The following is a 26,067-nucleotide window of genomic DNA, read 5'->3' on the forward strand; positions in this document are numbered from 1 at the left end:
CAGCACAACCCACCCCCACAAACAGCCAACCCACCCCAACCGGCAGGCACTTACTGTCCCACAGCCACCCCGAACCACTTCGCCAGCAGAATCGCGGGTTCGACTTCCTGTGCGCAGGGCGGAATCGTCGGATCAGCGGTTGTTCAGGGAGGGCCGGGGCTTCGGGCAGGAAAGAGTCTGTAGACCGGTCGGTATATTCGTTCGGGGGGAGCCGTCAGGGCTTGCGCCCCACCGCGCCGTAGATGCTGACGCGGTCGGCGCCGGGGGCGGGGGCGGTGTCGGGGCGCCAGAGGGGGACGGTGGTGACGCCGGGGTCGAGGAGGTCGAGGCCGTCGAAGAAGGCGCGGACCTCGTCCCGGGTGCGGCCGACGAGGGGGGCGGTGGCCTTGTCGTAGATGCCGGTGACGCGGTCGCGGACCTCGGCGGGGATGAAGTCGGCGGTGCCGTGCGAGAGAACGAGGTGGCTGCCGGAGGGGAGCGCGTCCATCAGCGTGTCGACCGCCTGGTGGGGCTTGTCCTCGTCGCGCAGGAAGTGCAGGACGGCGGCCAGGACGAGGCCGACCGGTCGGGAGAGGTCGAGGAGCCCCGCGGCCTCGACGGCGGCGAGTACGGCGGACGGCTCGCGCAGGTCGGCCTGGAGGACGGCGGTCCGCCCCGGGCCCGTGCCGGACATCAGGGCGCGGGCATGGCTGAGCACGATCGGGTCGTTGTCGACGTAGACGACCTGCGCCCCGGGACTGGCGGCCTGGGCGATCTCGTGGGTGTTGCCGGCGGTGGGGATGCCGGTGCCGACGTCGAGGAACTGGTCGATGCCGAGGCCGGCGACGCAGCGCACCGCGCGGGTGAGGAAGCCGCGGTTGGCCCGTGCGGTGGAGCGGAACTCCGGATTGGCGGCGAGCGCCTTCTCGGCGGCGGCCCGGTCGGCGGGGAAGTTGTCCTTCCCGCCGAGGTAGTAGTCGTACATCCGGGCCGGGTGCGGGATGTCGGGCCGCAGGTCGGCCGGGGTTCCGGCCTCGCCGGACTCCCACAGGTCGTCGTGTCCCACGGCCGCCGCCTCCGTCTGTTGACGATCGGATGATCTGCTTGCAATTCCCTCGGCGGACAGCCTAAAGCCCAGGTCACGGCCCTGGTGGCGGTTGGCCAGGTCACCCCTGTATGTCCGTTTTCGTCGCCCATCGCGCGCCCCCGGTCGTCCCGGCGGAGGATGGGAGGTCCCGGCGGCGAACCGTCGCCGGGCGACGGAAGCGCAAAGACCGGGGAACAGGAGGTCCGACGCTGTGGTGATCGCTATGGCAGACATCCGCGAATGGCGCGGCCACGCCGTGGTCGACGAGAAGAGCCACCGCATCGGCTCGCTGGAGTCCGTCTACGTGGAGACGGCCACCGACCAGCCGTTCTTCGCCACCGTCACGGTCGGCCTGGTGGCCAAGCGCCGTCTGGTGTTCGTCCCGCTCGACGGGGCCGTCGTCGGGCCGGACTACGTCCAGGTGGCGTTCCCGAAGAGCCAGGTCAAGCAGGCGCCGTCGATCGGCACCGACGACGTCCTGCCCGCCGAGGAGGAACCGGCCGTGTTCGCGCACTACGGGCTCCCGTACGAGACCGGCGCCGGTGGCGAGCGCCGCCTCGCCCGTCGCTGAACACAGTTCGCTGAACATCGGCGCTGAGCAAAGCCGCTGAGCAAAGCCGCTGAACACCGCCGCTGGACCACCGAACACCCCGGTGCCCCCGCCCGCATCGCCCTGCCCCTGGAATGGATACCCCGCCGGGTACAGTTGTCAGTCGACAGTCGATGCGAAAGGCGGCCCGGACATGCAGGTGGACGAGGAGTCGGTCGGCGCGGTCCTGAACCGGCTGCGCCGTGCCCAGGGCCAGTTGGCCGGGGTGATCGCGATGATCGAGGCGGGCCGTGACTGCAAGGACGTGGTCACCCAGCTCGCGGCGGTCTCGCGCGCCCTGGACCGGGCCGGGTTCAAGATCGTGGCCAGCGGCATGCGCCAGTGCATGGCCGTCTCCGACGAGGACACTCCGCCGATGAGCGAGGCCGAGTTGGAGAAGCTGTTCCTCGCCCTGGCATAGGCCGAGAAGCCAAGAAGAAGCCAAGAGAGGCGCAGCAACGCAGCAGCGCAGGAGGGCCGCGGCGGATCCCGTCGCGGCCCTCCTGCGCTTCCGGCCTCCGGGGTTTCCGTCAGGGGTTCCCGCCGCCCGCCACGGAGTTCCCGAACCGCCCGATGGGCCGTCACACGCCGTTCACGTCCCGGTCGCTGACTTTCGGATGAATGAGGGCCGCCCACAGTTGTACAGCCAACTGCCGGGCCTTCCCTTCCCCAGCCTCCGTGACCAGCCGCGCGCGGGCCCGGCGCCGACCCCCGGCGGACCGGCCCCCGGGCGGCGGACAGGACAACCGTGGCCGCAGGCAGCGCCCTGACCCTCACCTCCTCCGCCAACCCCACCGAAGGCGACCGGCTCACCTTCCACTGGACGACCGACGCCCCCGACGCCAAGAACTGGGTCGGCGTGTACGACGGCGGCCGCCAGCCCGGCAACGGCAGCTCCCTCGTCTGGAAGTACGTCCCGGGCACCTCCGGCGACCTCCAGCTCGACACCTCCGCGCTGACCGGCGGCCCGTACACCGCCTACCTGCTCGCCAAGGACGGCTACGGCGTCCTCGCCCAGACGGCCCCGTTCAGCTTCCGCGCCAAGCCGGCCGTCGTCCGCCCGCACAGCGCCGTGGACGCCCTCACCACCGCGCCCGTCGCCCCCGGCTCGGCGGTCTCCGTCAAGCTCGGCGGCCTCTGGTCCCGCCCGGCCGGCAACCCGGCGGGGACCGCCGCCTTCCGCAAGGTCAGCGGGCCGTCCTGGCTGAACGTCACCGCCGACGGCACGCTCACCGGCACCGCGCCCGCGGCGGGCAAGAGCCCCGAGGTGGCCGTCGTCGGTGTCAAGGACAGCGCGGGTGCCGTCGACACCGTCACCGTCCTGATCCCCGTGGTGGACCCCGCCGCGCCGCCGCGCCTCAAGGCCGCCAGCTGGAACCTGCACGACGCCGGCGCCGGGTACACCGACGCGCTGGAGAAGCAGCTGCGGGTCGTCCTCGCCCAGGGCCTGGACGTGCTGGCCCTCCAGGAGACCGCCGGTGAGCGGGCGAAGACCCTGGCCGACGCGCTCGGCTGGTACGCCTACCAGAGCCCCGGCAGCGTCGGCATCCTGAGCCGCTACCCGCTCGCCGACGTCACCCCGCCGACCGCCGACCTGCCCGCCGCCGGGGCCACCGTGCAGCTTCCCGGCGGCCGGGCCGTCCGGTTCTGGGCCGCGCACCTCGACGAGGCCGGCTACGGCCCGTACGCGCTCCAGGACGGTCGGACGGCCGCCCAGACGGAGGCGGCCGAGACCGCCTCGCTCCGCCTGAAGCAGGCCAGGGCCCTGGCCGCCGCGGTGCGCGCGGACATCGCCCGGCGGACTCCGGTGGTGCTCGCCGGTGCCCTCTCCTCGCCGTCCCACCTGGACTGGACGGCGGCCACCGCCGCCGCGCACGGCGGCGTCGGGGCGCTCAACTGGCCCGTCAGCGTGGCTCTTCAGGGCGCGGGGCTGACTGACACCTTCCGCGAGGAGCACCGCGACCCGGTCAGGTTCCCGGGCGCGACCTGGTCGCCCACCCGCAAGCAGCGCGGCGCCAAGCCCGAGCCGCAGGACCGCATCGACTACGTCCAGTACGCGGGCCCGCTGAAGCTGGTCGAGGCGCACTCCCTGGTCGCCGACTGGCCGCAGCCCGAGCCGAACACCGCCGCCAACGAGTGGCCCTCCGACACCGCCGCCGCCGTCGCCACTTTCCAGCTCTGAGAGGCCAGTTCGTGATGTCCGAGCTCTCCCGCCGCACCTTCGTCGGCGCCACCGCGGCCGTCGGCGCCACCGCCCTGACCGGATTGGGCACCGCCCCCGCCGAGGCCGCTCCCGCCGCCGCCCCTGCCGCCTCCGGCCGGCTGACGGGCACCATCAAGGACGTCAAGCACGTCGTCGTGCTGATGCAGGAGAACCGCAGCTTCGACCACTACTTCGGCACGCTCAGTGGCGTCCGCGGCTTCGGCGACAAGCAGGCGCTCCAGTTCCCGGACGGCGCCGACGTGTTCCGCCAGCCGGACAGCCGTCGCAGCGACGGCGGCGCGATGCTGCCGTACCGGATGGACACCTCGAAGTACAACGCGCAGAACGCCGGCGGCCTGCCCCACGACTGGGCGACCGGCCACCAGGCGATCAACAACGGCGCGATGAACAAGTGGATCGCCGCCAAGGGCGAGCGCACCATGGGCTACTTCACCCGGGACGACATCCCCTACCAGTACGCCCTGGCCGACGCGTTCACCCTCTGCGACGCCTACTTCACCTCCCTCGCCGGCCCGACCGACCCCAACCGGCTCTACCTCTGGACGGGCACCTCCGGCCCCGGCCGCGACGGCACCACCGGGCCGTGGATCGACAACACCCCGGTCACCGACAACCCCGTCGCCGACTGGACCACCTACGCCGAGCGCCTGGAGCAGGCCGGCGTCAGCTGGCGGGTCTACCACAACCCCAGCAAGGACGACCGCACCGGCGACTACGACGACAACGCCCTCTCCTACTTCAAGCAGTTCCACAACTTCCCGCCCACCGACCCGCGTTACATCAACGCGATGACCAAGTTCGACCCGGCCGCCTTCGACCGCCACTGCAAGGACGGCACCCTGCCGACCATCTCCTGGCTGGTCGCCCCCTACCTCTTCTCCGAGCACCCGGAGGCCGGCCCGGCGTACGGGGCGCACTGGGTCAACCAGGCCCTCCAGTCGCTGATGTCCAACCCGGCCGTGTGGCAGCACACCGTCTTCCTGGTCATGTACGACGAGAACGACGGCTACTTCGACCACATGGTCCCGCCCACCCCCGAGGCCGGTACCCCCGAGGAGTTCACCCAGGGCCGCGCCATCGGCCTCGGCAACCGCGTCCCGCTGTGGGTCGTCTCGCCCTGGTCGCGCGGCGGCTGGGTCAACTCCCAGGTCTTCGACCACACTTCCGTGCTGCGCTTCATGGAGCTGGTCACGGGTGTCGCCGAGCCGAACATCTCGGCCTGGCGCCGGTCCGTCTGCGGCGACCTCACCAGCTGCTTCGACTTCGCCGCGCCGAACCAGTCCGTCCCGTCGCTGCCCGACACCACGGCCCTGATGGCCAAGGCCGACGCGGGCACCAAGCTGCCCGGCGTCGCCCTCCCGGCGGTCGGAGCCCAGGCGATGCCCGTCCAGGAACGCGGCGAGCGCCCGCACCGCCCGCTGCCCTACCAGCCGTGGGCCGACGTGGAGGTGGACCGCAAGACCGGCAAGGTCACCTGCACGATGAGCAACGACGGTTCGGTGGCCTTCCCGTACACCGTCTACCCGAACATCGCGCTGCCCTTCGCGGGCACCCCGTACACCGTCGCCCCCGGCGCCACCGCCCGGTACGTCTGGGACGCCGCCACCACCAACGGCCGCTACGACTTCACCGTCCACGGCCCGGACGGCTTCGTCCGCCGCTTCGCCGGCACAGTGGTCCGGGACGGGCAGGACGGCCAGAACGACGTCGGCGTGCCGATCGTCACCGCCGACCTGCACGGCAGCGTGCGGCTCACCCTGCAGGTGGCCAACGACGGCATGACCGACGTCTCCTTCACCGCCGCGCCCAACGACTTCGCCGGCACCGCCCAGACCGTCCGGGTCAAGCCCGGGCAGCAGGTGAACCTGTCCTGGCCGCTGGACAAGCAGGGCCGCTACGACGTCGTCGTCACCGCCCACACCGGCCTGCGCTTCGTGCAGCGCTACGCGGGCTGGGTGCACTGACCCGGTAGCGGGCGGGCCGCGGGCCGGGGGCGCCGAACCGGTGACCCCCGGCCGTGGTCCCCCTTCTGACCCTCGACCCCCCCCGGAGTCCGACGCAGGGTCAGCGCCCGGCCCGCACCGCCGGGCGCGCCCGCTCGCCCCGGACGAACCGGCGCAGCCCGGCGAACCGCGAGAACCGCTCCCGGCTCGCCACCGAGGCCCGGTCCAGCTCCTCCATCAGCCGCCGGCTGCGGTGCTCCAGGTCCAGTTCGTCCAGGATCCGGTCCACCTCGGCCAGTATCGAGCCGTGCAACTGCCAGGCCTCCGGGTGCTCCCGCACCTTCTGCAGCAGTACCTGGGCGACGTTCTCCCGGCAGGTCCAGGCCGCGGCCAGCTCGGCGGTCAGCCGCCGCTCCGCCTCCTCGGCGCTGCGGCTCACCTGGGTGGTGACCAGCACCGCGAAGCTGACCATGGCCCCGCCGACGTGCGCCAGCAGTTCCTCCAGGCCCACCGCGACGTCCGGCGGGAACAGCCGCTCGCCGGGCGCGCGCCGCTTGGCCAGGTCGGTCAGCGAGCGCGCCAGCACCCGGATCACCACCACGCAGATCTCCAGGGTGTCCAGCCCGGTGCGCAGCACCAGCCGGGACAGCAGCCCGTCGTTGATCCGCGGATTGAGCCGCAGGCTGTCCTCGGCCTGGCGCAGTGCCACGTCCACGTCGGCGATGGCGTGGTCGAGCCGGCGGGCCTCGTGCAGCTGCTCGGCGGCCCGGGCGACCGGGGTCGGACGGCCCAGTTGCTCGGCGATGTCCAGCAGCAGCTGGCGGGCCCGCCGGGCGAGGTCCTCGATCGACTCCCCGGCGGTGTCCACCCAGACCGGCGGGGCGAACAGCAGGTTGAACAGCAGGCCGACGGCGGCGCCGATCAGCGTCTCCAGCACCCGGTCCCAGGCCTGCGAGGCGAGCCCGCTGACGCCGAGGATCAGCATGGCGCTGATCGCGACCTCCTGGACGAACTCCTCGACCCGGACGAACCGGCCGACGACCAGCGACGCCAGGATGATCAGCCCGAGGCTCCACCAGGAGAGCCCCACCACGGCGCTGAAGCCGGTCGCGATCAGCACGCCGACCACCACCGAGTTGACCCGGCGGATGCTGGTCTTGAGCGTCGAGTAGACGGTGACCTGCACGACCAGCAGCGCGGTGAGCGGGGCCGTCAGCGGGGCCGGCTCGCTGCTGAGGCGGGTGGCCACCGCGAAGGCGAGGGTGGCGGCCACGGTGGCCCGCACGGTCTGGACGACGAAGGGTTCTCGGGCACCGCGGCGGATCAGGGCCGTGAGGGACTCCGGGAGAAGGGGCATGTCGCCCTTCTTTCCCCCTGGTCGCCCTTCACACCGCCGAGCCGCCCGACCGGCACCCGTATGCCCTGGCCCTGCCCTCGACCCGGGCGAGGGCCACGGTCCGGCGGGCCACGCCCTACCGCGGGTCCTGGCGGTTCAGCCGCAGCTTCCAGGGCGCCAGCGCCGACTCGACCTGCACCCCGATGCTCATCTTCGACGCGCCCTCGATCCGCTCCTCGAAGCGGATCGGCACCTCGCGGATCGTCAGGCCGCGCTGGACGACCCGGTAGTTCATCTCGACCTGGAACGAGTACCCGCTGCTCTGCACGGTCGGCAGGTCGATCGCCCGCAGGGTGCTCGACCGCCAGGCCTTGAAACCGGCGGTGGCGTCCCGGACGCCCAGGCCGAGGATGGTGTTGACGTAGAGGTTGGCCCAGGCGGACAGGGCCTTGCGGTGCCAGGGCCACTCCGCGGCGGTCGAACCGCCGGGCACGTAGCGGGAGCCGAGCACCACGGCGGTGTCGTCGGCCAGCAGGGCCTCGACCATCGCGGGTATCGCCGAGGCCGGGTGCGAGAGGTCGGCGTCCATCTGGACCACGACGTCGGCGTCCTCGTCCAGGGCCCGGGCCATGCCGGCCAGGTAGGCGCGGCCGAGGCCGTCCTTCTCGGTGCGGTGCAGCACGCCGACGGTGCCGCCGGACTCGGCGGCGAGCTTGTCCGCGATCTCGCCGGTGCCGTCCGGCGAGTTGTCGTCGACCACCAGCAGGTGCAGGCCCGGTACCGGGAGGTCCGCGAGAAGACCCGCGAGGACCGGAAGGTTCTCCCGCTCGTTGTACGTGGGGACGACGACAACGACCTTCGGGGAGGCCTCGACCATGTTCTGTTTCCCTCGTGCCCTTTCCGGCCGGCACCCGTGCCACGCCGGACGGTTGTCCTTGACGACCTGCGGTGGATGAGACCGTGTGAGTGTATCGGTGTGGCGGACGGTTCCTCGCCCCGGGTGACGGGCTGGGCACGGCCGGCCACGGTCCGGAAAACCGTTCGACCGCGATGCGTGCCCGGGGCGCCGCGTCACCGCCCGATCCGTCGTCCCGGGAAATTTCTTCGACGGTTCCTCGACCGGTGGGCCCAGGGTGTCTACGCCCCGCCGTAGACGGACGCGAGGTTGTCCCGGGCCGGGTGGGTCGGTCCGGCCGGGCCGGCGGCGAAGGTGCGCAGGACGTTCTCGGTGACCCGGCGGACCAGGTCCCCGGCCCGTGCGTCGATCCCGTGGTCGGCGCTGCCGCCCCCGGGCCCGTGCGCGTCCAGGGCCTCCACCCAGCGCATCGTCCCGGAGGCGAACACCCCGGCGCCGCCCGGCACGGTGTAGTACGCGGTGTCGGAGTGCGAGCGGCGGCCCTCGCAGACCACGGGGGAGTGCGCGATCACCTCGATCGGACGCGGGGTGGGGAAGGCGGTGTCCACCCGGTCGTACTCGACGCCGACCAGGTGCGGGAACGACGCCCCGGCGGCGACGCCGGTGCCCTCGAACGCCCAGTGCTCCGGCGAGCCGACCACGTACGGGGCGTCCACCGGGTAGCCGTCGTAGATCACGCCGAGCATCGAGCTCTCCGGGTCGGCGCCCGGGCCGGCCCGGAAGTCGGTGGTCGCCGGGGCGCCGGCCTGGTGGCCCGGGTCCTGCGCCCACGCGTCCTTGTAGCAGACCACCGTCCGGTCCGGGCCCAGTTCCGAGGGCTCGAAGCGGACCCGGCGGAAGCAGCAATTGGCGCCCAGGATCGCCAGGTTGGTGCCGGCGTCCCGGGCCGCGACCACCTGGGCGCGCTGCTCGGGGGACCAGTACTCGTCGTGGCCGAGCGAGAGGACGGCGCTCGCGCCGCGCAGCAGCCCGGGCTCCCGGGCCACGTCGATCCCGGTGGTGTAGGCGAGCGGCAGCCCGAGCCGCTCGGCGAGCGCGACCAGCGGCGCCTCGTACACCAGGAACAGCCCGGCGCCGTGGTCGAAGTCGTAGGGCCGGTCGAAGACCACCCGCAGCGAGCGGGTGGCCAGGCCGCCGGTGGGGCCGTTGTAGAGGCTGTACCCGCCCCACTCGTTGTACGCCTGCCAGGTGGCGGGGGCGCTCATCACGACCGTCCGGCCGGCGGTGGCGGCGGAGCGGACGGTGAGCGGGACGTAGCGCTGGCCGGAGCCGTCCTCGGCGTCCAGACGCAGCAGGTAGGCGCCCTCGGGCCAGCCGGTGGTGTCCACGGCGAGGGTGCGCTGCCAACCGGTCAGCACCGTCCTGGTCGTCGGGTCCACGTGCGGGGCGGGCTGCCGGCCGCCCGGGACGTGCTCACGGCGCCAGACCAGTCGGGCGCGGGCGCCGTCGTACCAGCCGATGCGGTAGGCGGAGACGGTGAAGGCGGCGGCCGGGGTGGAGACGTGCAGGCCGAACTGCTCACCGGGCAGCACGCTGACCCGGTCGGCGAAGCCCTCGACGGCGTCGGCGCGGCCGGGGTCGGTGATCTCCCAGTCGGGCGTGCCGGGCAGGGACTGCTCCGGCGGGACGCCCACGTGCTGGGCGTCGGCGGTCGGGGCGGGGCCGTCGGGGGAGGGGCTCGGTGCCGGGCCGTCGGACGAGGAGTGCGGGGCGGGGTCCGGGTGGCGGGTGCCGCAGGAGGCGGTGGCCGCCGCCAACAGGCCCAGGCCCAGAATCCCCCGCCGACTCGGTTCCGCCACCGCTGCCTCCCTGGTGTCCGTCCACGGCAAACCCGCGCGCATCCGTCGATCGCGCGGACATCCTCGCCGGTTCCGGGCAGTGCGTGCAGCCCGCCGCGCCGGGACGAGCAGCACGGCGGGGCGCCGCCCGCCACCGCTGAGGGCCGTCCGGGGCACCCTGGCGTGTCCGGACGCGCTGCTCCCCGGCGGCACCGATCCGGTCCCCTAGCCTGACCAGGCCCGCCGTCCGGCGGCCTTCGGGGGGCCGGAGCCGAGCGCGGCCGGCCGACTGGTGGACAGGGGTGCACGTGGTGTCGTCGGGTTCGGCCGATCCGGGGGTGGCGCCCGCGACCCACGGTGCGAGGTTCCGGGCGTGGATGCTGGAAGGCCTGTCCGACATGGCCAAGCAGCACCCCGGCCCGCACGCCGAGGCGCCGCACGTCAAGGGCCAGCGCTGGTGGCGGGTGATGTGCCTGACCGGCCTCGACTACTTCTCCACGCTCGGCTACCAGCCCGGCATCGCCGCCCTCGCCGCCGGCCTGCTCTCGCCGCTGGCGACCATCGTGCTGGTGGTCGTCACCCTGCTCGGCGCCCTGCCCGTCTACCGGCGGGTCGCCCAGGAGAGCCCGCACGGCCAGGGCTCGATCGCGATGCTGGAGCGGCTGCTGTCGTTCTGGCAGGGCAAGCTCTTCGTGCTCACGCTGCTCGGCTTCGCGGCCACCGACTTCATGATCACCATCACCCTGTCCGCCGCCGACGCGACCGCGCACCTGGTGGAGAACCCGCATCTGCACAGCGTGCTGACCGGCAGGCAGGTGACGATCACCCTCATCATGGTGGCCCTGCTCGGCGGGGTCTTCCTCAAGGGCTTCAGCGAGGCGATCGGCATCGCCGTCGTCCTGGTCGCGGTCTACCTCGCGCTGAACGTCGTGGTGGTGGCCAACGGACTCTGGCACGTGCTGAAGGCCCCGCACGTCGTCGGCGACTGGACCGCCGCGCTCACCACCGAGCACGGCAGCGTGATCGCGATGATCGGCGTCGCACTGATCGTCTTCCCGAAGCTCGCGCTCGGCCTGTCCGGCTTCGAGACCGGCGTCGCCGTGATGCCGCACATCGAGGGCGACCCGGACGACACCGAGGAGAAGCCCACCGGCCGGATCCGCGGCGCCCGCAAGCTGCTCACCACCGCGGCCGCGATCATGAGCTGCTTCCTGATCACCACCAGCTTCATCACCACCCTGCTGATCCCCGCGGACGCCTTCAAGGCCGGCGGCCAGGCCAACGGGCGAGCCCTCGCCTACCTCGCCCACCAGAACCTCGGCAACACCTTCGGCAGCGTCTACGACCTGTCCACCATCGCCATCCTCTGGTTCGCGGGCGCCTCCGCGATGGCCGGACTGCTCAACCTGATGCCGCGCTACCTGCCCCGCTACGGCATGGCCCCGCACTGGGCCCGCGCGGTGCGCCCCACCGTGATCGTCCTCACCCTGATCGCCTTCCTGGTCACCTGGCTGTTCGACGCCAACGTGGACGCCCAGGGCGGCGCGTACGCGACCGGCGTGCTGGTGCTGATCAGCTCGGCCGCCATCGCCGTCACCATCGCCGCCCACAAGTCCGGGCAGCGCCGCAGGACGGTCGGCTTCGCCGTGATCGCCGGGGTCTTCCTCTACACCACGGCCGTGAACATCGCCGAGCGGCCGGACGGCGTCAAGATCGGCGGCTGCTTCATCGCCGGCATCATGCTGGTCTCCTTCCTCTCCCGGCTCAAGCGGGCCTTCGAGCTGCGCGTCACCGACGTGGTGCTCGACGTCGTCGCCGAACGCTTCGTCCGGGACTACATGCACCGCCCGCTGCGGCTGATCGCCAACGAGCCGAACAGCCGGGATCTCGCCGAGTACCGCGACAAGATGCGCCAGATCCGCGCCGACAACGACATCCCGCCCGAGGACGACCTGGTCTTCGTCGAGGTCACCGTGCTCGACCCGTCCGACTTCGAGGCCGAACTGACCGTGCGCGGCGAGGTGCTGCACGACCGCTACCGGGTGCTGACGCTGCAGAGCTCCAGCGTGCCGAACGCGCTGGCCGCCCTGCTGCTGCGGGTGCGGGACCTCACCGGGCAGCAGCCGCACATCTACTTCGAGTGGACCGAGGGCAACCCCTTCGCCCAGTTCCTCAGGTTCTTCCTCTTCGGCCAGGGCGAGATCGCCCCCGTCACCCGCGAAGTCCTGCGCGAGGCCGAACCCGACCGCAGCCGCCGCCCGGCCGTGCACGTCGGCTGACGGCACCTCCCCGCCGAACGCGTCGGCCGCCTCCTGCCATCGGGGGCCGGGTCGTCCGGGTCAGCGGCTCGGGTGGGACTTGGTCCAGGCCGGGGCGACGAAGGCCACCAGGGCGACGGCGAAGCCGAGTTGGAGAAGGTGCCGGATCCAGTCGATGCCCGAGGTGTGGCGGACGCCGATCCATCCGGAGACGGCGTTGCCGAGCCACGCCCCGGCGGCGCCGAGCAGCATCGTCAGCCACCAGGGGATCGACTGCGGCCCGCGCAGGATCAGCTTGGCCAGTACGCCCAGCACGAAGCCGATGAGCAGAATCCACAGGAGCTGGAACATCGCAGTCCACCTTCCGGGCGCCGCCGGACTGACACCGGTGCGCCGAATCGCCGAGACGCGGTTCGTCCCATGATCGCCCGGATCGGCCGAACGGGCACGTCGGGAGCTTCTACGGATCCGGCTGCACCCGCTCGGTCCCGAGCTTGACCGACGACTCCTGGCAGCCGAAGCGCGTCTCCTGACGGCCGGCCCTCAGCGCTCCAGTGCCGCCTCGACGGCGGCGGGCCCATCGGATTTCCTCGCGAGGCGAGGCGAGGCGCGGCGCGGCGGGGGCAGGGCCGGAGGCGTCAGGCGGTGCCCGCGCGGTGGGTGATCAGGGCGGCCAGGCCGTCGAGGATGCGGTCCAGGCCGAAGTCCAGGGCCTGATCGCGTCCGTTCTCCCCGGTCATGGCGGCGGCCAGGGCGGGGTAGCGGTCGGCGTGCTGGTGCACCAGTGTGCCCAGGGCGGTGAGGAGTTCGGCTTCGGGGGAGCCGTCGGGCCCGGCGGCGCGGGACTGCTGGGCGATGCTGCGGACGTGTCCGGCGAGCAGGACGGCGGCGTCCATCCGTTCGGGGCCGGTCAGTCCGTGGCCGTCGAGGGCGGTCACCACCCGTTCCAGCCAGGTGAGTTCCTTCGGGCCCATCACCCGGGGGCCGACGGTGGCGTCGAGCAGCCACGGGTGGCGGCCGAACGACTCGGTCAAGTGGTGTGCCCAGGCGGTCAGTTGGGACCGCCAGTCGTGGGCGTTCCGGTCCTGCGGGGGCTCGCCGACGGCGGCCTCGACCATCAGGGCGACGAGTTCGGCCTTGCCGGGCACGTAGCGGTAGAGCGACATCTTGGTGAAGTCGAGCAGCCCGGCGACCTTCTGCATCGAGACCGCGCCGAGGCCTTCGGCGTCCGCGATCTCGACGCCCGCCGCCGCGATCCGCTCCAGACTGAGGGCCGGCTTCGGCCCGCGGGTGGGCTTGGCCGGGGGGCCCCAGAGCAGCCGCACCATGTCGTTCGCCGCCTCGCTCACATTCCGCTCCCGTTCTGGGGGTTGCTCGTCCGACCTAACTGCGTCTACCGTACACAGCGGCAAACAGTATCCGCTGGACACAGTTTCTCGATCCTCTCGGACGGAGTGGTTTCCCATGAGTACCAAGGTCCTGATTTCGGGTGCGAGCATCGCAGGCCCCGCCCTGGCGCACTGGCTCGGCCGGTACGGCTTCGAGGTCACCGTCGTCGAACGCGCCCCGGCGCTGCGCGGCGGCGGCCAGAACGTCGATTTCCGCGGCCGCACCCACCTGACGGTGCTGGAGCGGATGGGCGTCCTCGACGAACTGCGCGCGCTCGACACCGGCGGCAGCCCGATGACCTTCCTCGGCGCCGACGGCCGCCGACTCCTGCACCTGCCCGCCGAGTTCGCGGGCGGCGAGCTGGAGATCCCGCGCGGCGAGCTCGCCCAGCTGTTGTACCGGCACAGCCGCACCCGCGCCGAGTACGTCTTCGGCGACTCGATCACCGCCCTGGAGGAGACCCCGGGCGGTGTGCGGGCCGCCTTCCGGCACGGCGCGCCGCGCGAGTTCGACCTGGTGATCGGCGCCGACGGGCTGCACTCCAACGTCCGCCGGCTCGCCTTCGGCCCTGAGCAGCGCTACGTCCGCCACCTCGGCTACTACGCGGCCACCTGGCAGTTCCCCAACGACCTCGGCCTGCCGCCCGGTTCGGTCGGCCTCAACGTCCCCGGCCGGCTCGCCTCGATCGGCGCCGACCACCGCGACCCGGCCCGCGCGGGCGCCTTCTGCCTCTTCGCCTCGCCCGAACTGCGCTACGACCGCCACGATCAGGAGCAGCAGAAGGCCCTGGTGCGGGACGCCTTCGCGGGCCTCGGCTGGCAGGTGCCGCGCCTGCTGGAGAGCCTGCGGCACGCCCCCGAGCTCTACTTCGACTCGATCAGCCGCGCCGACGTCCCCACCTGGTCCAGCGGCCGGGTCGCCCTGCTCGGCGACGCGGCCTGCGGGGCCACCATCGGCGGCATGGGCACCGGCACCGCCGTGGTGGCCGCGTACGTCCTGGCCGGCGAACTGGCCCGGGCCCGCGGCGACCACCGCACCGCCTTCGCCCGGTACGAGCAGCTGCTGCGCGGCTACGCCGAGGGCTGCCAGAAGGGCGGGGACCGCACCGGCCCGTTCCTGGCGCCGCGCACCGCCACCGGACTGCGCGTGCGCAACGGGCTGCTGAACCGGCGCTGGGTGCTGAACCGGATGCTGGAGCTGGGCAAGCAGGTCTCCGGCGTCGAGTTGCCGCACTACGAGCTGCCGGAGTACGAGCCGCTTGAGAGCGAGCTGCCGGGCAACGAGCGATTGGAGGGCGAGCTGCCGGAGTACGCGCGCGAGTCGGCCGGTCGGTTCAGTGCGGCGGGCTGATCCGGGCGCCGCCGTCCAGGGCCGCCTCCACCTGGACGGTCGCCCGGGCCGGGCGCTCGACGGCCAGCGTGTGGTCCGGGGCGGGCCGGTCGGCGGACCAGTCCGGGCCCTTGACGGCGAGCCGGGTGATCCGCCGGCTGCCCGCCGCGAGCAGGAACTCCGCCCCCTGCGGGGATCGCCACCAGGCCCAGCCGACGACGTCCTGCTCGAACCGGCTGCACGCCCGCCCCGGGCCGCCGCCGGTGCGCTGCGGGCCGCGGGCGGTCGGCAGCAGGACGGCGGTGGCGGCGCTGCCCTCACCGGTCCAGCGGTCGGCGCGCAGGCAGACCCAGGACGCCGAGCCCGCGTTCTGCGGCAGCGGCTGCACCGCGAAGGCCCACAGGTTGAGCTGCTTGACGCCCGGCGTGCCGTCCGGGACGGCGCAGCCCGCGCGGGCCCAGGCCAGCAGCGCGTCCTGGCCGGTGGCCTCGCGCGGCTCGCGGGCCGGCTGGGTGCGGTCCGGCGGCGGGGAGTAGGTGAGGTGCGCGGGGACGAGCCCGCCGAGGTCGGTCAGCAGGAAGGCGTGCTTCTCCGCGATGGCGGGGGAGGAGTGCAGCTGGAGCACCGTGGCGCCGTGGCAGTCCGCGAGCCCGCCGCCCGGGACCGCCGCCGTGACCCCGTCAGGGTGGTCCAACGTCCGCGCGGGGGAGTCGGGTTGGTCGATCCGGCGGGTCTCGGCGGCGTCCACCCAGGGGGCCAGCAGATAGCGCACGGCGGTGCCCTGGCGGCGCAGCACCACCGCGCCCGCCGTGGTCACGTCCGAGTCGTCGGCCCGGGCGAGGTCCAGACCTCCGTCGCGCCCGTCGGTGTAGCGGGCGAGCCGCCGGCCGTCGAACAGCACCACCACGGCGGTGCCGTCGACCGTTCCGGCGAACAGCAGTGTGGGCGGGGCGACGGGCGGCGTGGCGTCCACGCCCGGCTCGGCGCGGGTCTGCGGGCCGGGCCGCTCCCAGGCGGCCAGGGCGCGGCCGAGCAGTGCGCCGTCGTCGCGGCGGTCGCCGCGGGCGGGCCAGGCGGTGAAGTCGACCCGCGCGGTGTGCTGCCACCGGTCCGGCTCGACCCGGGTCAGGCGGGCCGGGTCGGCCGCGGTGCCGGACGGGGCGGGCGCGGGGCGGGCCGCGGGCGCGGCAGGCCCGGAGTCGGCCACCACGGCCGCCGTCGTGCTGAGTCCGAGCAGGACGACCAGCAGCGCGGCGCTCCACGTCCGGCGGCGGCGCAGCAGGTCGGTGGGCTGGACCCGCACCGCGCACGGGTCGAAGGCGGGCGGCTCCGGGTCCGTCCCGGCGGTCACGCCGGCCGCCGCCGCGACGGCCGCCTCGGGGTGCTCGACCCCGGCCTGCCGCAGTGCCCCGGCCGCCTGCTCCGGTGTCAGCCCCTCGACCGCGCGCAGGGCGAAGGCCGCCCGGGCGGGGGCGTCGAGGGCCGCGAGTGCGTGGTCCAGCGCCGCGTCCTCCTCGCCGCCGTGCGGGGTGAACAGCCGCAGTCCCCAGATCCGGGGAGCGGGCAGCCGCCGCGCGGGGTGCGGCCGCAGCGCGGCGTGCAGCACCCGCAGGCGCAGTGCGGCGTACACCGGGTCCTGGTCCGCCGCCGACGGGCCGGCCGGGCGGGTCCAGCGGGAGGGCAGGGCGCGCTGGACGGTCGCGTGCGCGGCCAGCACCCGGCTGTGCCGGTCCCGGTCGGCGGGCAGCGCGAGGTACGCCAGCCGGGCCAGCCTGCGGTAGTGGCGCACCAGCGCGGCCTCGGCCTGGGCCACCGGGCGCGGCGCGGCGCCCTGCGCAGGCGATGCCGTGCCCATCGTCCGTCCTGCCAACGTGCCCTCCCCGGATGCCGTGCGTGCTGTCGTGGTGGACGGTCCAACGAGTCGATCATGTGATGGTTGCGCCGTCCGGGTCACCGGGTCACCGGGTTGCCGGGTTGCCGGTTCGGAGGTGTCGGTTCGGTGCGGTGTCGGATCCGTGTTCGGCGGGCGGGCCCAAGGTCCCACCCGTTCAGCCCCTTGGCCCCTGGCGGCCGGTGCCGCCGGGCGCGATGCTGCCGGTACCGGCCGGGACGATCCGTGCCCGGCCGCAAGAGTGTCGTGGACGAGGTGAACCGGCGTGCGGCATGCCACCGTCGAATCAGTGATGACCAGCCCCGTGGTCCGGGTCGCGCCCGAGACCGGCTTCCGGGAGATCGTCGCGCTGCTGACCGAGTACGACATCACCGGGGTGCCGGTGGTGGACGCGCAGGGGCGCCCGCTCGGGATCGTCTCCGAGGCCGACCTGCTGCGCACGCTGGCCGCGCAGGAGGATCCGGGCGCGCTGCTGCCCGCCCCCGAGGCGGCCCAGGCCGGTCCGGGCGGTGCCGTGACCGCGGCCGACCTGATGACCGGGCAGCCGGTCTGCACGACCCCCGGGACCAGTGTGGTCGCGGCGGCCCGGCTGATGAGCCGGCACGGGCTGAAGCGGCTGCCGGTGCTGGACGAGGACGGGCGGGTGACCGGCATGGTCAGTCGCGGGGACCTGCTGCGGGTGTTCCTGCGCGAGGACGTGGTGATCCGCCGGGAGATCGTCGAGGAGGTGCTCGGCCGGATCGACGGGGTGAGTCCGGCGGAGATCGGCGTCGAGGTCGATCAGGGCCGGGTGGTGCTCAGCGGTACGGTGCCCGAGCCGTACCTGGTCCCGATCGTGCTCAACCTGTGCCGCTCGGTGGACGGCGTGGTCTCGGTCACCGACCGGCTCGGTGCGGGCGGGGCGGCCGCTCCGGTGGGCTGATCCGGCGATCCTGCGATCTGTCGATCCGTAGATCCGACCGCTGCGCGCTGCTCCGGCCCGAGCGTCCCGCTCCGCATACTGCGGAGCGTAGCGGGTAACTCACCCTGTGTGCCTGGCGGGTCGAACTGCCGGGGCGCCGGAGCACAGGGGAGGCGGCCGTGGCGGTCGTGTTCGACGCGGACTTCACTTCGACCAGACAGTGGACCGCGGGGCGCAGCAGTGCCTACCCGCGGATGGGGCCGACCAACCGGGGCGACCACAAGCTCGACTACCTCGGCCGCGGCTACTGCCCGGGCGGCGTGTTCAGCGCCACCCGGCGGCTCGTCGGCGGGCTCTGGACGTGCAACCTGCTCACCACCGAGGGCAGTCCGGACGGCTTCCAGGCCCGCACCGGCGACCAGCTGTCGGCACGCATCACGCTGCCCGTCGGGCTGGGCGCCTGGCCGGCCCTCTGGACCTGGCGGAACGGCGGCAACGAGGTCGACCTCTTCGAGTACCACCCCGACCATCCGGACCTGTTGGAGTTCTCCAACCACGTACGGGGCGGGTACCGGTACTGGCACGGCGCCGGCTCGGGGATCGCGCCCGGGGCGACCTTCGACCTGCGGGTCGTGCTCGGCGCGAACTCGGTGGACTGGTACGTCGAGGACGAGCTGGTCTACGCGGACCTGCACGGGGTCGGCCCCAGCTGGCAGGCGTACCTGATCGTCAACCTGTCCGTCGCGGACGGCACGTACCACGACCGGCCGCCGCTGCAGGGGCCGGACCGGCTCAGCTGGGTCTGCCACAGCCTTCAGGTCGAGCGCTGAGCGTCCCGCCTCACGGGGCGAAGGTGGCGGTGACCGGGCCGCGCGGACCGGAGCGCTGGAACCAGACCGTCCGGCGGTGCGCGCCGATGTGCGCGGGGTGGGTCACGTACAGGTCGTCGCGCGGGGCGCGTTCGTTGCCGGGGGCCAGGGCCGCGTCCACGGCGCGTGCGGCGATGGCGTGCAGCAGGGCGGTGGCGGTCGCGTCGGCCGCGGGCGGTGCGATGGCGAGCGCGGTGAGTTCGGCCCAGAGCGCGGTGGAGACGTAGCTGATCGGGGAGTGGCCGAGCGCGGGGAGGGGGCGGTGGTCCCCGTGGCGCCGCAGCACCCCGGCCGCGACGAGCTGCTCGGGCGAGCGGTCGTCGGCCGGTGGGTGGTGGTTCATGGGCGTCAACGCTACCCCGGTGGGCCGGGCGCTGAGCGCCGGAACGTTTTCTCAGGCTTTCTTCAGGGCGCTTCGGCCCGGTGCGGGCGCACGATGGTGGTGAGGCGCTGGTCACCTCGGCGGGCCCCGGTTGCGGGGCCGGAGGAGGAGGTCCCGATGAGGTACTGGCACGGACACGGCCACGTCCTGGGTGGCTGGGGCATCGGCGTGATGGCGGTCATGACTCTGCTGGTCCTGCTGGTGCTGGTGCTCGCCGCCATCGCCCTGTTCCGGTACCTGTCGCGGTCGCGCCGACCGCTGCCGCACGGCCCGGCGGGTCCGGGTGCGGGCCCGGGCCTGGCGGCTTCGGGTGCGGCGGGGCCGGGGTGGGGCGCACCGCACGGCGCCGTGGGCGGGCCGACGCCCGAGCAACTGCTCGCGGAGCGGTTCGCGCGCGGCGAGATCGACACCGAGGAGTACCGGCACCGGCTCGACACGCTGCGCTCGGTGAACGGGCCGGGTGACGGCTGAGCCGGGGCGCGGACGGGCCCGCCACACGGTGGTGCGTGTGGCGAGCCCGTCCGCGGTGGCGGCCTGGCCGGCGTTTGCGTAGCCCGTTCGGCCTACCCGGCGTGCGTGGCCTGCTGGGCCTATTCGACGACCAGCTCGACCGGGATGTTGCCGCGGGTGGCGCGCGAGTACGGGCAGACCTCGTGCGCCTGCTTGACCAGCTGCTCGCCGGTCCCGTCCGCGAGCGCCTCGGGCAGCTCGACGCGCAGCACGACGGCCAGGCCGAAACCGGCGCCGTCCTTGCTGATGGATACCTCGGCGGTGACCGAGACCTCGCTGGTGTCGACCCGGGCCTGGCGGCCGACCAGGCCGAGGGCGCTGGCGAAGCAGGCCGCGTAGCCGGCCGCGAACAGCTGCTCGGGGTTGGTGCCCTGGCCGCTGCCGCCGAGCGCGGGCGGCATCGCCAGCGCGAGGTCCAGCTGCCCGTCGGAGCTGACGGCGCGGCCCTCCCGGCCGTTGGCGGTGGCGGCTGCGGTGTAGAGCGCGTCCATGGTCGGTTCCCTTCGTGTGTTCCGGCGGCCGCGGGGCCGCCCTCCGGAGATAAGTAGAGCACGCAATTCAATTGCGCACAACTAAATGGCGTGAGGGTGATCGGTACCATGGAGTCATGACCACGCTCCCCGGCATGGCGGACGAGGAACTGCTCCGCCTCGACCAGCAGATCTGCTTCTCGCTGAACGCGGCCTCCCGCGCCTTCGGCGGCGTCTACCGGGTGCTGCTGCGCGACCTCGGGCTCACCTACCCCCAGTACCTCGTCCTGCTCGTGCTCTGGGAGGACGGCGACCTGCCCGTCAAGCGGATCGGCGAGCGCCTGCGGCTCGACTCCGGCACGCTCTCCCCGCTGCTCAAGCGGCTGGAGGCGGCCGGACTGGTGCGGCGCGAGCGCAGTCCGGACGACGAGCGGTCGGTCACCGTCAGCCTCACCGCCGAGGGCTCCGCCCTGCGCGAGCGGGCCGGACGGGTGCCGCGCCGGCTGTTCGACGCGACCGGGCTGCCGGTCGAGGACCTGGCCGCGCTGCGCGTACTGCTGGAGCGGGTGACCGCCGCGCTGGACTCGGCGGTGGTGGAGCCGGCGCCGTAGTCGCGGCATCCGCCCTGTCAAATCGGACGGCCCGCGACCTGTGACGTGGGTCACGTGTGTCCGGGCCCCGGGCTCCTGTCGGGGCCGAACCGGCAGGTCAGCGCCGGTGTTCGAAAGTGAACGGAAACGGTCGCCAATTGTCCGCCCGATCCGGTCAACAACCCGGGCCGCCCGGACGGTTACACCACGAGCCCCCAGGGGCCGTCGGCGTGCCACCCGGTGGGCCGGCCAGCTGACCCACGAAAGGGGGGCGCGTGTGCTGAACACCCCCGGGCCGGGCGAGAAGCGGGACCTGCGGGCGGACCCGCTCGGCGCGCTGCCGGCCGACTTCGAGGCCTTCTTCACCCGCGAGCACCCGGGCTACCTCCGGTACGCCCAGCAGCGCCTGCGACATCGCGAGGACGCGCAGGACGCCGTCCAGAACGCGGGCGCCACGCTCTACAAGAACTGGCGCCGCGCCCTGGCCAGCGCCGACCCGCAGGCCTTCGCCTTCAAGGTCGTCAAGGACGCGGTGGTGGACCTCCTGCGCGAGCGCCGCCGCGCCGAACGCAAACGGCTGCGCGTCATCGCGCAGCGCCGGCCCGACACCAGCCAGGACGAACTGGACCAGCTCGCCGAACTCGACGCGCTGGACTGGGCGATGGAGGAACTCGCGCGCGCCGCCCCGGTCCAGGCCGACGTCGTCCGGCTGCGCCAGGCGGGCCTGTCCTACCCGGACATCGGCCGCAGCCTCGGCATCGCGCACACCACCGCCCGCACCTACTACAGCCTCGGGCGGCGCCACCTGGAATACCTGCTGGAGCAGCCGGACGACGGGCAGGCCCCGTGAAGGTCACCGAACTGCTGCGGGCGGACGCCGCCCTGCTGGAACGCGAGTTCCGCGACCACGACCCGGCCGCCTTCACCCGCCGGCTGGCCGAGCGGCTCGCCGCCGGCCGCCGGCCCGCGCCGCCCGCCCGCGAACGCCCGGCCCGCCCGCCCGCGAACGCCCGGCCGCCGCACGCCTGCGGCGAGCCCCCGTGGGCCGGCGGCCGGACGGAGCTCCGACGCGACCTGCGGCACCTGTGCGCCACCGTGGCGGGCGCGGTGGAACCCGGCGAACTGGCGCTGGACCTCGAACTCGCCGAGAAGACGGCCTTCCGCACCCTCGGCTGCCTGCTCTACGGGATGGGCCGCACCGCGGACGGCGTCTTCTGGTGGCGGATCGCGACGCAGTACGGCGACCGGCTGGCCGTGCACTGCCTGGCCGTCCACTACGCGGCCGAGGGCGAGACCCGGGACGCGGCCCGCTGGGCCGCCCAGGCCGAGGACCTCAGCGCCCCCGGCCACCTGCCCGCCCTGGCCCCGGACGCCGGGCCGGGCGGCGCCGCGCAACTGGCGCGGGAACTGGCCGAGCGCTACGACGGCGAGATCCTGCTGACGCTCAGGGACGTGCTGGCGGTGCGCCCGGGGGCGGACGGCGGACGGCTGGGCCTGCGGTCGGTGCGGGGGAGAGGGGTGGTGCGCATCCGGTGAGCCGGGCGGTGGGGCGGTGGTGGGGGGAGAGCGTCGGCGGCCGAGGGCCGGCTCACGCGAGCCCGGTGATGGCGTCGCCGACGTACCCGGCCCCGACCACGGCCAGCACGGTGGTCGTGATCGCCGTGCTGTGCGTGGCCAGCCAGGCCTTCCACTCCCCGAGGGTCCGCGCCGAGCGGTCCCCGCGGAGCAGGTGGACCACGAGCGGAAGCAGCGTGCACAGCGAACCGATCAGCACCATCAGCGCGGCGGCCGCCACCCTGCCCCCGACCCCGGCCGTACTGGCGGCGATCGAGGCCGCGCCGCCGACGGCCAGCGCCAGGTTCTTGGGGCCGGCGGCGACCAGGGCCACCGCGAGACCGGCCGACCGGCCCGCGCTGAAGCGGCCCACCTCCCGCATCCACCTCGGCGGCGCGGTGACGTGCCCCGCGCGGGGCCGGTCGCGCCACTGCTTCCAGGTCATCAGGACGAACAGGACGCCCAGCGCGAGCTCCAGCCAGTACGGCCAGGCCGGTCGGCCACCACCCGAGGCCAGTGCGCTGCCCGCCGCCACCACGGCCGCCACCACCGCCGCCAGGCCGGCCGCCCAGCCGGCCGCGAAGGCGAGCCCGATGGTCCGCCCGCGCGGTGCGGCCAGCATCAGGACCACCGCGACCAGCGCCGGCGGGCTGATCGCGATGCCCACCGCCGACGCCAGCATCGAACCGACCGCCTCGCCCATCCCGCTCCCGCCTCCTCGCCGTCGCCCGGGCCCGCCCGGCGGGGCCGCCGCCCGGGCCCGCGTCCGGTGGAGCCGCTGCCCGGGGCCGTCCGGTGAAGCCGTCGCCCGGGCCTGCTCCCGCCGGGCACACGTCTGCCCCATTCAGCTACGCCCGGGGCCGCCGCGCACGGCCGGGGCCGCTGTGCGGGTGAGGTCCGGAGGGCTGGGGCGTGTCTCATCATTCGCGTCGGATCAGCGCCCAACGCCGCGCGCCCGGCGGGAATGATGAAACACGCCCTCGGGCCCGGAACGGACGCGGTTCGCCCGGAACCGCCGAGGGCCGCCGCACCGGTGTGGTGCGGCGGCCCTCGGCGGTGGTCACGGCAGCGGATCAGTCGGTGCCCGACTCGATCGCAGCGCTGTCGAGCGCGGTGGACTTGGCCGCCAGCGCCTCGGCGTCCGGGCCGGCGGCGGCGATCGGCGCAGCCCCGCCGGGCGCCAGCTCGCCGATCAGGCCGCTCCACGGCGCCAGCTGGCCGTGCACCGCGTACTGCTCCAGCTTGTCGCGCGAGTCGGCGATGTCGAGGTTGCGCATGGTCAGCTGGCCGATGCGGTCGTCCGGGACGAACGCGGCGTCGACGCTGCGCTCCATGGACAGCTTCTCGGGGTGGTAGCTGAGGTTCGGGCCCTGGGTGTCGAGCACCGAGTAGTCCTGGCCGCGGCGCAGTCGCAGCGTGACGCTGCCGGTGACCGGCTGGCCGACCCAGCGCTGCAGGCTGTCGCGGAGCATCAGCGACTGCGGGTCGAACCAGCGGCCCTCGTACAGCAGCCGCCCGAGCCGACGGCCCTGGGTGTGGTAGGTGGCGACGGTGTCCTCGTTGTGGATCGCGTTGAGCAGCCGCTCGTAGGCGGTGTGCAGCAGCGCCATGCCGGGGGCCTCGTAGATGCCGCGGCTCTTGGCCTCGATGATGCGGTTCTCGATCTGGTCCGACATGCCCAGGCCGTGGCGCCCACCGATCCGGTTGGCCTCGTGCACCAGCTCGACGGCGTCGGCGAACGCCCGGCCGTTGATGCGGACCGGACGGCCGAACTCGAACTCGATCGTCACGTCCTCGGTCTGGATCTCGACCGCCGGGTCCCAGAAGGCCACGCCCATGATCGGGCTGACGATCTCCATCGAGGTGTCCAGGTACTCCAGCCGCTTGGCCTCGTGGGTGGCGCCCCAGATGTTGGCGTCGGTGGAGTAGGCCTTCTCGGCGGAGTCGCGGTACGGCAGGTCGCGCTCGGAGAGCCAGGCGGACATCTCCTTGCGGCCGCCGAGCTCGGTGACGAACCGCTGGTCCAGCCACGGCTTGTAGATCCGCAGGCTGGGGTTGGCGAGCAGACCGTAGCGGTAGAACCGCTCGATGTCGTTGCCCTTGTAGGTGGAGCCGTCGCCCCAGATGGAGACCTCGTCCTCGTGCATCGCGCGGACCAGCAGGGTGCCGGTCACGGCGCGGCCGAGCGGGGTGGTGTTGAAGTACGTCTGCCCGGCGGAGCGGATGTGGAAGGCGCCGCAGGCGAGGGCGGCCAGGCCCTCCTCGACCAGCGCCGCCCGGCAGTCGACCAGCCGGGCCTGCTCGGCGCCGTAGGCGCGGCCGCGGGCCGGGACGTCGGCGAGGTTCGGCTCGTCGTACTGGCCGATGTCGGCCGTGTAGGCGTAGGGGACGGCGCCGTGCTCGCGCATCCACGCGACGGCGACGGAGGTGTCCAATCCACCGGAGAATGCGATGCCGATCCGTTCACCGACCGGCAGCTTGCTCAAGACCTTCGACATGCATGCACCCTTGACCCGCGAGGCGCGGGCTCCTGACTTAGCGACGTGTGAGGGGATTCGGCGTATCCGATGCCCGCACTCTGGCATAGGTTTGCAGAGTACCGCAAGAGCATACGATCGGCTCGGCGAGGGGTGGCCGCTCCTGATGCCGCCCCCCGCCGTGGCCGCTCGGTGGTCGCATGGCGCCAACCCGGCCCTCTCCCAGGCGCGTTGGGTGAGGTCGGGTGAGGGGGGTCAGGAGGCGCTGTCGGCGTCCGGCCCCTGGGCGCGCAGGCGGCGGACGTTCTCCAGCGACTCGCGCAGTTCGGTGAGCCAGGTGTCGGAGTGGCGCTGCACCAGGCGGACGCACCAGGCGAGCGCCTCGCTGCGGCTGCGGGCGACGCCCGCCTCCACCAGGGTGTCGAGCACCTGCCGTTCGGGCTGGCGCAGCCGGGTCATGACGGGGGCGGAGAGGGTGGTGAACATGCCCCTCAGGCCGCCGCACTCGGCGCCCCAGGAGACCTTGCGGCCGTAACGGTGCTCGGCCTCCCGGGCGACGGCGATCCGGGCGTCCCTGGTCCGGTCGCGGAACTCGGCGATCCGGCCCTCGAACGCCGCTTCGCGCTCGGCGTCCGAGGCCGTCCGGTCGAGGGTGGGCTCGGTGATGCGGCCGACGATGGTGATCTCTTCGCGGTCCGCGGTGATCTCGACGAGATCGGTGAACAGGTCGGCGGGGAGGCGGCCGGTGAACCACCCCCGGAGCTCTTCGGGCGAGGTTGTAATCATGTAATCAGCATTACTCGGGGCGGGGGTGATCGCAAGACCCCGGGAGGAGCGAGGGGAGGAACATCGGAGGGCCGTCAGCGCGTGGCGGAGGCCGGCAGCCGGGCCCGGGCCCGCGCCCGGCTGCGCAGCCAGGGCGTCCGCGCGGCCAGCGCGCCGAGGCCGAGCGCCACCAGGTGCCCGGCGTCGGCCAGTTGCTGGTCCAGCGCCCAGGTCACGGCCAGCCCCAGCCCGAGCGCGGGCAACCCGAACCGGCGCAGCGGAGCCGGGCCCAGGGCCAGCAGGCAGCCGGCGGTGCCGACCAGCCCGTAGCTGATGCCGACGTCACGCGCCCGGGACAGCGCCCCCGGGATCCGGGCGGTGAGCATCACCCACATGGCGCCCTCGGTGAGCAGGGTGGCGCCCAGGTGCCCGAAGACGAAGACCGCGCCGGCCCGGGCCGGGCCCCAGCGCCACTCGGCCAGGCCCAGCACCACGGCCACCGCCGCGATGCCCGCCCAGGCCGGCACCCCGTCGACCACCAGCCCGCTGGTGAACATCGTCCACCACTTGCCGACCTCCATGTGGTGGACGTTGCTGCTGTTGTGCCGGACGAACCGGGCGCGGGCGCCGTGGCTCTGGCCGGCCAGCCAGCAGGCCGTCGCGGTCAGCAGCAGCACGTACACCGTGGTCAGCCGCAGTCGGTCCACCACGCGCAGCGCCGGGTGCCGCGCTCCGGAGCCGGCGTCGATACCCGCAGGTGCGATCGTCGTGCCGCGCTCGCTCATCGTGCCCGTCGCCCTCGCTGTGCGGTCCCGGTGGTGCCGCCCGGC

The 26,067-nt window shown here is 73.8% G+C and carries 25 protein-coding genes; 12 read left to right on the forward strand and 13 right to left on the reverse strand.

Annotation, left to right across the window (positions count from 1 at the left end; all coding sequences use genetic code 11):
• Positions 1–214: 214 nt before the first annotated feature.
• The gene (locus ABT015_RS24935) at positions 215–1,045 is read right to left on the reverse strand and encodes an SAM-dependent methyltransferase (protein WP_402452990.1); all 831 of its coding nucleotides are present in this window, start codon (positions 1,043–1,045) and stop codon (positions 215–217) included.
• A gap of 244 nt (positions 1,046–1,289) precedes the next feature.
• Between ABT015_RS24935 and ABT015_RS24940 the strand changes: the two genes are divergently transcribed.
• From ABT015_RS24940 to ABT015_RS24955, 4 genes are all read left to right on the forward strand, one after another.
• Positions 1,290–1,637 carry a PRC-barrel domain-containing protein gene (locus ABT015_RS24940; RefSeq protein WP_387816669.1) on the forward strand — a complete coding sequence of 116 codons (348 nt, stop codon included), beginning with the start codon at positions 1,290–1,292 and terminating at the stop codon, positions 1,635–1,637.
• 172 nt (positions 1,638–1,809) lie between these two features.
• On the forward strand, positions 1,810–2,076 hold the full coding sequence (locus ABT015_RS24945) for a metal-sensitive transcriptional regulator (RefSeq protein WP_063350689.1): 267 nt from the start codon (positions 1,810–1,812) through the stop codon (positions 2,074–2,076).
• Positions 2,077–2,403: 327 nt separating this feature from the next.
• Complete coding sequence (locus ABT015_RS24950; protein WP_350882673.1) at positions 2,404–3,837, forward strand: endonuclease/exonuclease/phosphatase family protein; 1,434 nt, start codon at positions 2,404–2,406, stop codon at positions 3,835–3,837.
• 14 nt (positions 3,838–3,851) lie between these two features.
• Positions 3,852–5,843 carry a phosphocholine-specific phospholipase C gene (locus ABT015_RS24955; protein ID WP_350882675.1) on the forward strand — a complete coding sequence of 664 codons (1,992 nt, stop codon included), beginning with the start codon at positions 3,852–3,854 and terminating at the stop codon, positions 5,841–5,843.
• Between the two features lie 100 nt (positions 5,844–5,943).
• Here the strand turns inward: ABT015_RS24955 and ABT015_RS24960 are convergent, their stop codons facing one another.
• From ABT015_RS24960 to ABT015_RS24970, 3 genes are all read right to left on the reverse strand, one after another.
• Positions 5,944–7,179 carry an FUSC family protein gene (locus tag ABT015_RS24960; RefSeq protein WP_350882677.1) on the reverse strand — a complete coding sequence of 412 codons (1,236 nt, stop codon included), beginning with the start codon at positions 7,177–7,179 and terminating at the stop codon, positions 5,944–5,946.
• Between the two features lie 115 nt (positions 7,180–7,294).
• On the reverse strand, positions 7,295–8,035 hold the full coding sequence (locus ABT015_RS24965; RefSeq protein ID WP_350882679.1) for a polyprenol monophosphomannose synthase: 741 nt from the start codon (positions 8,033–8,035) through the stop codon (positions 7,295–7,297).
• Positions 8,036–8,295: 260 nt separating this feature from the next.
• Complete coding sequence (locus ABT015_RS24970; RefSeq protein WP_350882681.1) at positions 8,296–9,873, reverse strand: N,N-dimethylformamidase beta subunit family domain-containing protein; 1,578 nt, start codon at positions 9,871–9,873, stop codon at positions 8,296–8,298.
• 356 nt (positions 9,874–10,229) lie between these two features.
• Here ABT015_RS24970 and ABT015_RS24975 point away from each other — a divergent pair, with 356 nt between their 5' ends.
• Positions 10,230–12,131, forward strand: coding sequence for an APC family permease (locus ABT015_RS24975; protein ID WP_350882683.1), 1,902 nt, complete (start codon positions 10,230–10,232; stop codon positions 12,129–12,131).
• A gap of 60 nt (positions 12,132–12,191) precedes the next feature.
• Here ABT015_RS24975 and ABT015_RS24980 read toward each other — a convergent pair whose 3' ends face one another.
• Positions 12,192–12,461, reverse strand: a complete 270-nt coding sequence (locus ABT015_RS24980; RefSeq protein WP_350882685.1) for a GlsB/YeaQ/YmgE family stress response membrane protein — start codon at positions 12,459–12,461, stop codon at positions 12,192–12,194.
• Between the two features lie 287 nt (positions 12,462–12,748).
• On the reverse strand, positions 12,749–13,438 hold the full coding sequence (locus ABT015_RS24985) for a TetR/AcrR family transcriptional regulator (RefSeq protein ID WP_502897401.1): 690 nt from the start codon (positions 13,436–13,438) through the stop codon (positions 12,749–12,751).
• Between the two features lie 136 nt (positions 13,439–13,574).
• Here ABT015_RS24985 and ABT015_RS24990 point away from each other — a divergent pair, with 136 nt between their 5' ends.
• Positions 13,575–14,849 carry an FAD-dependent monooxygenase gene (locus ABT015_RS24990; RefSeq protein WP_350882689.1) on the forward strand — a complete coding sequence of 425 codons (1,275 nt, stop codon included), beginning with the start codon at positions 13,575–13,577 and terminating at the stop codon, positions 14,847–14,849.
• On the opposite strand, the gene ABT015_RS24995 is transcribed toward ABT015_RS24990, so the two are convergent.
• Positions 14,833–16,683 carry a hypothetical protein gene (locus tag ABT015_RS24995; RefSeq protein WP_350882691.1) on the reverse strand — a complete coding sequence of 617 codons (1,851 nt, stop codon included), beginning with the start codon at positions 16,681–16,683 and terminating at the stop codon, positions 14,833–14,835. The genes ABT015_RS24990 and ABT015_RS24995 overlap by 17 nt on opposite strands.
• A 328-nt stretch (positions 16,684–17,011) precedes the next feature.
• Here ABT015_RS24995 and ABT015_RS25000 point away from each other — a divergent pair, with 328 nt between their 5' ends.
• Complete coding sequence (locus tag ABT015_RS25000) at positions 17,012–17,641, forward strand: CBS domain-containing protein (RefSeq protein ID WP_350882693.1); 630 nt, start codon at positions 17,012–17,014, stop codon at positions 17,639–17,641.
• Between the two features lie 158 nt (positions 17,642–17,799).
• A complete protein-coding gene (locus tag ABT015_RS25005; protein ID WP_350882695.1) occupies positions 17,800–18,450 on the forward strand; it encodes a LamG domain-containing protein in 651 nt (216 codons plus the stop codon).
• Positions 18,451–18,460: 10 nt separating this feature from the next.
• Here ABT015_RS25005 and ABT015_RS25010 read toward each other — a convergent pair whose 3' ends face one another.
• A complete protein-coding gene (locus ABT015_RS25010) occupies positions 18,461–18,832 on the reverse strand; it encodes a hypothetical protein (RefSeq protein ID WP_350882697.1) in 372 nt (123 codons plus the stop codon).
• 156 nt (positions 18,833–18,988) lie between these two features.
• Between ABT015_RS25010 and ABT015_RS25015 the strand changes: the two genes are divergently transcribed.
• Positions 18,989–19,342 (forward strand): SHOCT domain-containing protein, encoded by a 354-nt coding sequence (locus ABT015_RS25015; RefSeq protein WP_350882699.1) that lies wholly within the window; start codon positions 18,989–18,991, stop codon positions 19,340–19,342.
• 119 nt (positions 19,343–19,461) lie between these two features.
• Here ABT015_RS25015 and ABT015_RS25020 read toward each other — a convergent pair whose 3' ends face one another.
• Positions 19,462–19,872, reverse strand: a complete 411-nt coding sequence (locus ABT015_RS25020) for an organic hydroperoxide resistance protein (RefSeq protein WP_350882701.1) — start codon at positions 19,870–19,872, stop codon at positions 19,462–19,464.
• Positions 19,873–19,988: 116 nt separating this feature from the next.
• On the opposite strand from ABT015_RS25020, the gene ABT015_RS25025 reads away from it, so the two are divergent.
• From ABT015_RS25025 to ABT015_RS25035, 3 genes are all read left to right on the forward strand, one after another.
• Positions 19,989–20,462: a MarR family winged helix-turn-helix transcriptional regulator gene (locus ABT015_RS25025; protein ID WP_350882703.1), complete on the forward strand. Its 474-nt coding sequence runs from the start codon at positions 19,989–19,991 to the stop codon at positions 20,460–20,462.
• 256 nt (positions 20,463–20,718) lie between these two features.
• Positions 20,719–21,291 carry an RNA polymerase sigma factor gene (locus ABT015_RS25030; protein ID WP_350882705.1) on the forward strand — a complete coding sequence of 191 codons (573 nt, stop codon included), beginning with the start codon at positions 20,719–20,721 and terminating at the stop codon, positions 21,289–21,291.
• Positions 21,288–21,977 (forward strand): hypothetical protein, encoded by a 690-nt coding sequence (locus tag ABT015_RS25035; RefSeq protein WP_350882707.1) that lies wholly within the window; start codon positions 21,288–21,290, stop codon positions 21,975–21,977. The genes ABT015_RS25030 and ABT015_RS25035 overlap by 4 nt, the downstream gene beginning before the upstream one ends.
• A gap of 52 nt (positions 21,978–22,029) precedes the next feature.
• Here the strand turns inward: ABT015_RS25035 and ABT015_RS25040 are convergent, their stop codons facing one another.
• From ABT015_RS25040 to ABT015_RS25055, 4 genes are all read right to left on the reverse strand, one after another.
• Entirely contained in the window at positions 22,030–22,698 is a 669-nt protein-coding gene (locus ABT015_RS25040; RefSeq protein ID WP_350882709.1) for a GAP family protein, read from the reverse strand.
• Positions 22,699–23,068: 370 nt separating this feature from the next.
• Positions 23,069–24,493 carry an argininosuccinate synthase gene (gene argG, locus ABT015_RS25045; protein ID WP_350882711.1) on the reverse strand — a complete coding sequence of 475 codons (1,425 nt, stop codon included), beginning with the start codon at positions 24,491–24,493 and terminating at the stop codon, positions 23,069–23,071.
• A gap of 234 nt (positions 24,494–24,727) precedes the next feature.
• A complete protein-coding gene (gene abmR / locus ABT015_RS25050; RefSeq protein WP_350882713.1) occupies positions 24,728–25,258 on the reverse strand; it encodes an ATP-binding transcription factor AbmR in 531 nt (176 codons plus the stop codon).
• A gap of 74 nt (positions 25,259–25,332) precedes the next feature.
• Complete coding sequence (locus ABT015_RS25055; RefSeq protein ID WP_350882715.1) at positions 25,333–26,022, reverse strand: rhomboid-like protein; 690 nt, start codon at positions 26,020–26,022, stop codon at positions 25,333–25,335.
• Positions 26,023–26,067: the final 45 nt, after the last annotated feature.

The organism is Kitasatospora sp. NPDC094016, from assembly GCF_040304045.1.
In the GTDB taxonomy this organism is placed as follows: Bacteria; Actinomycetota; Actinomycetes; order Streptomycetales; family Streptomycetaceae; genus Kitasatospora.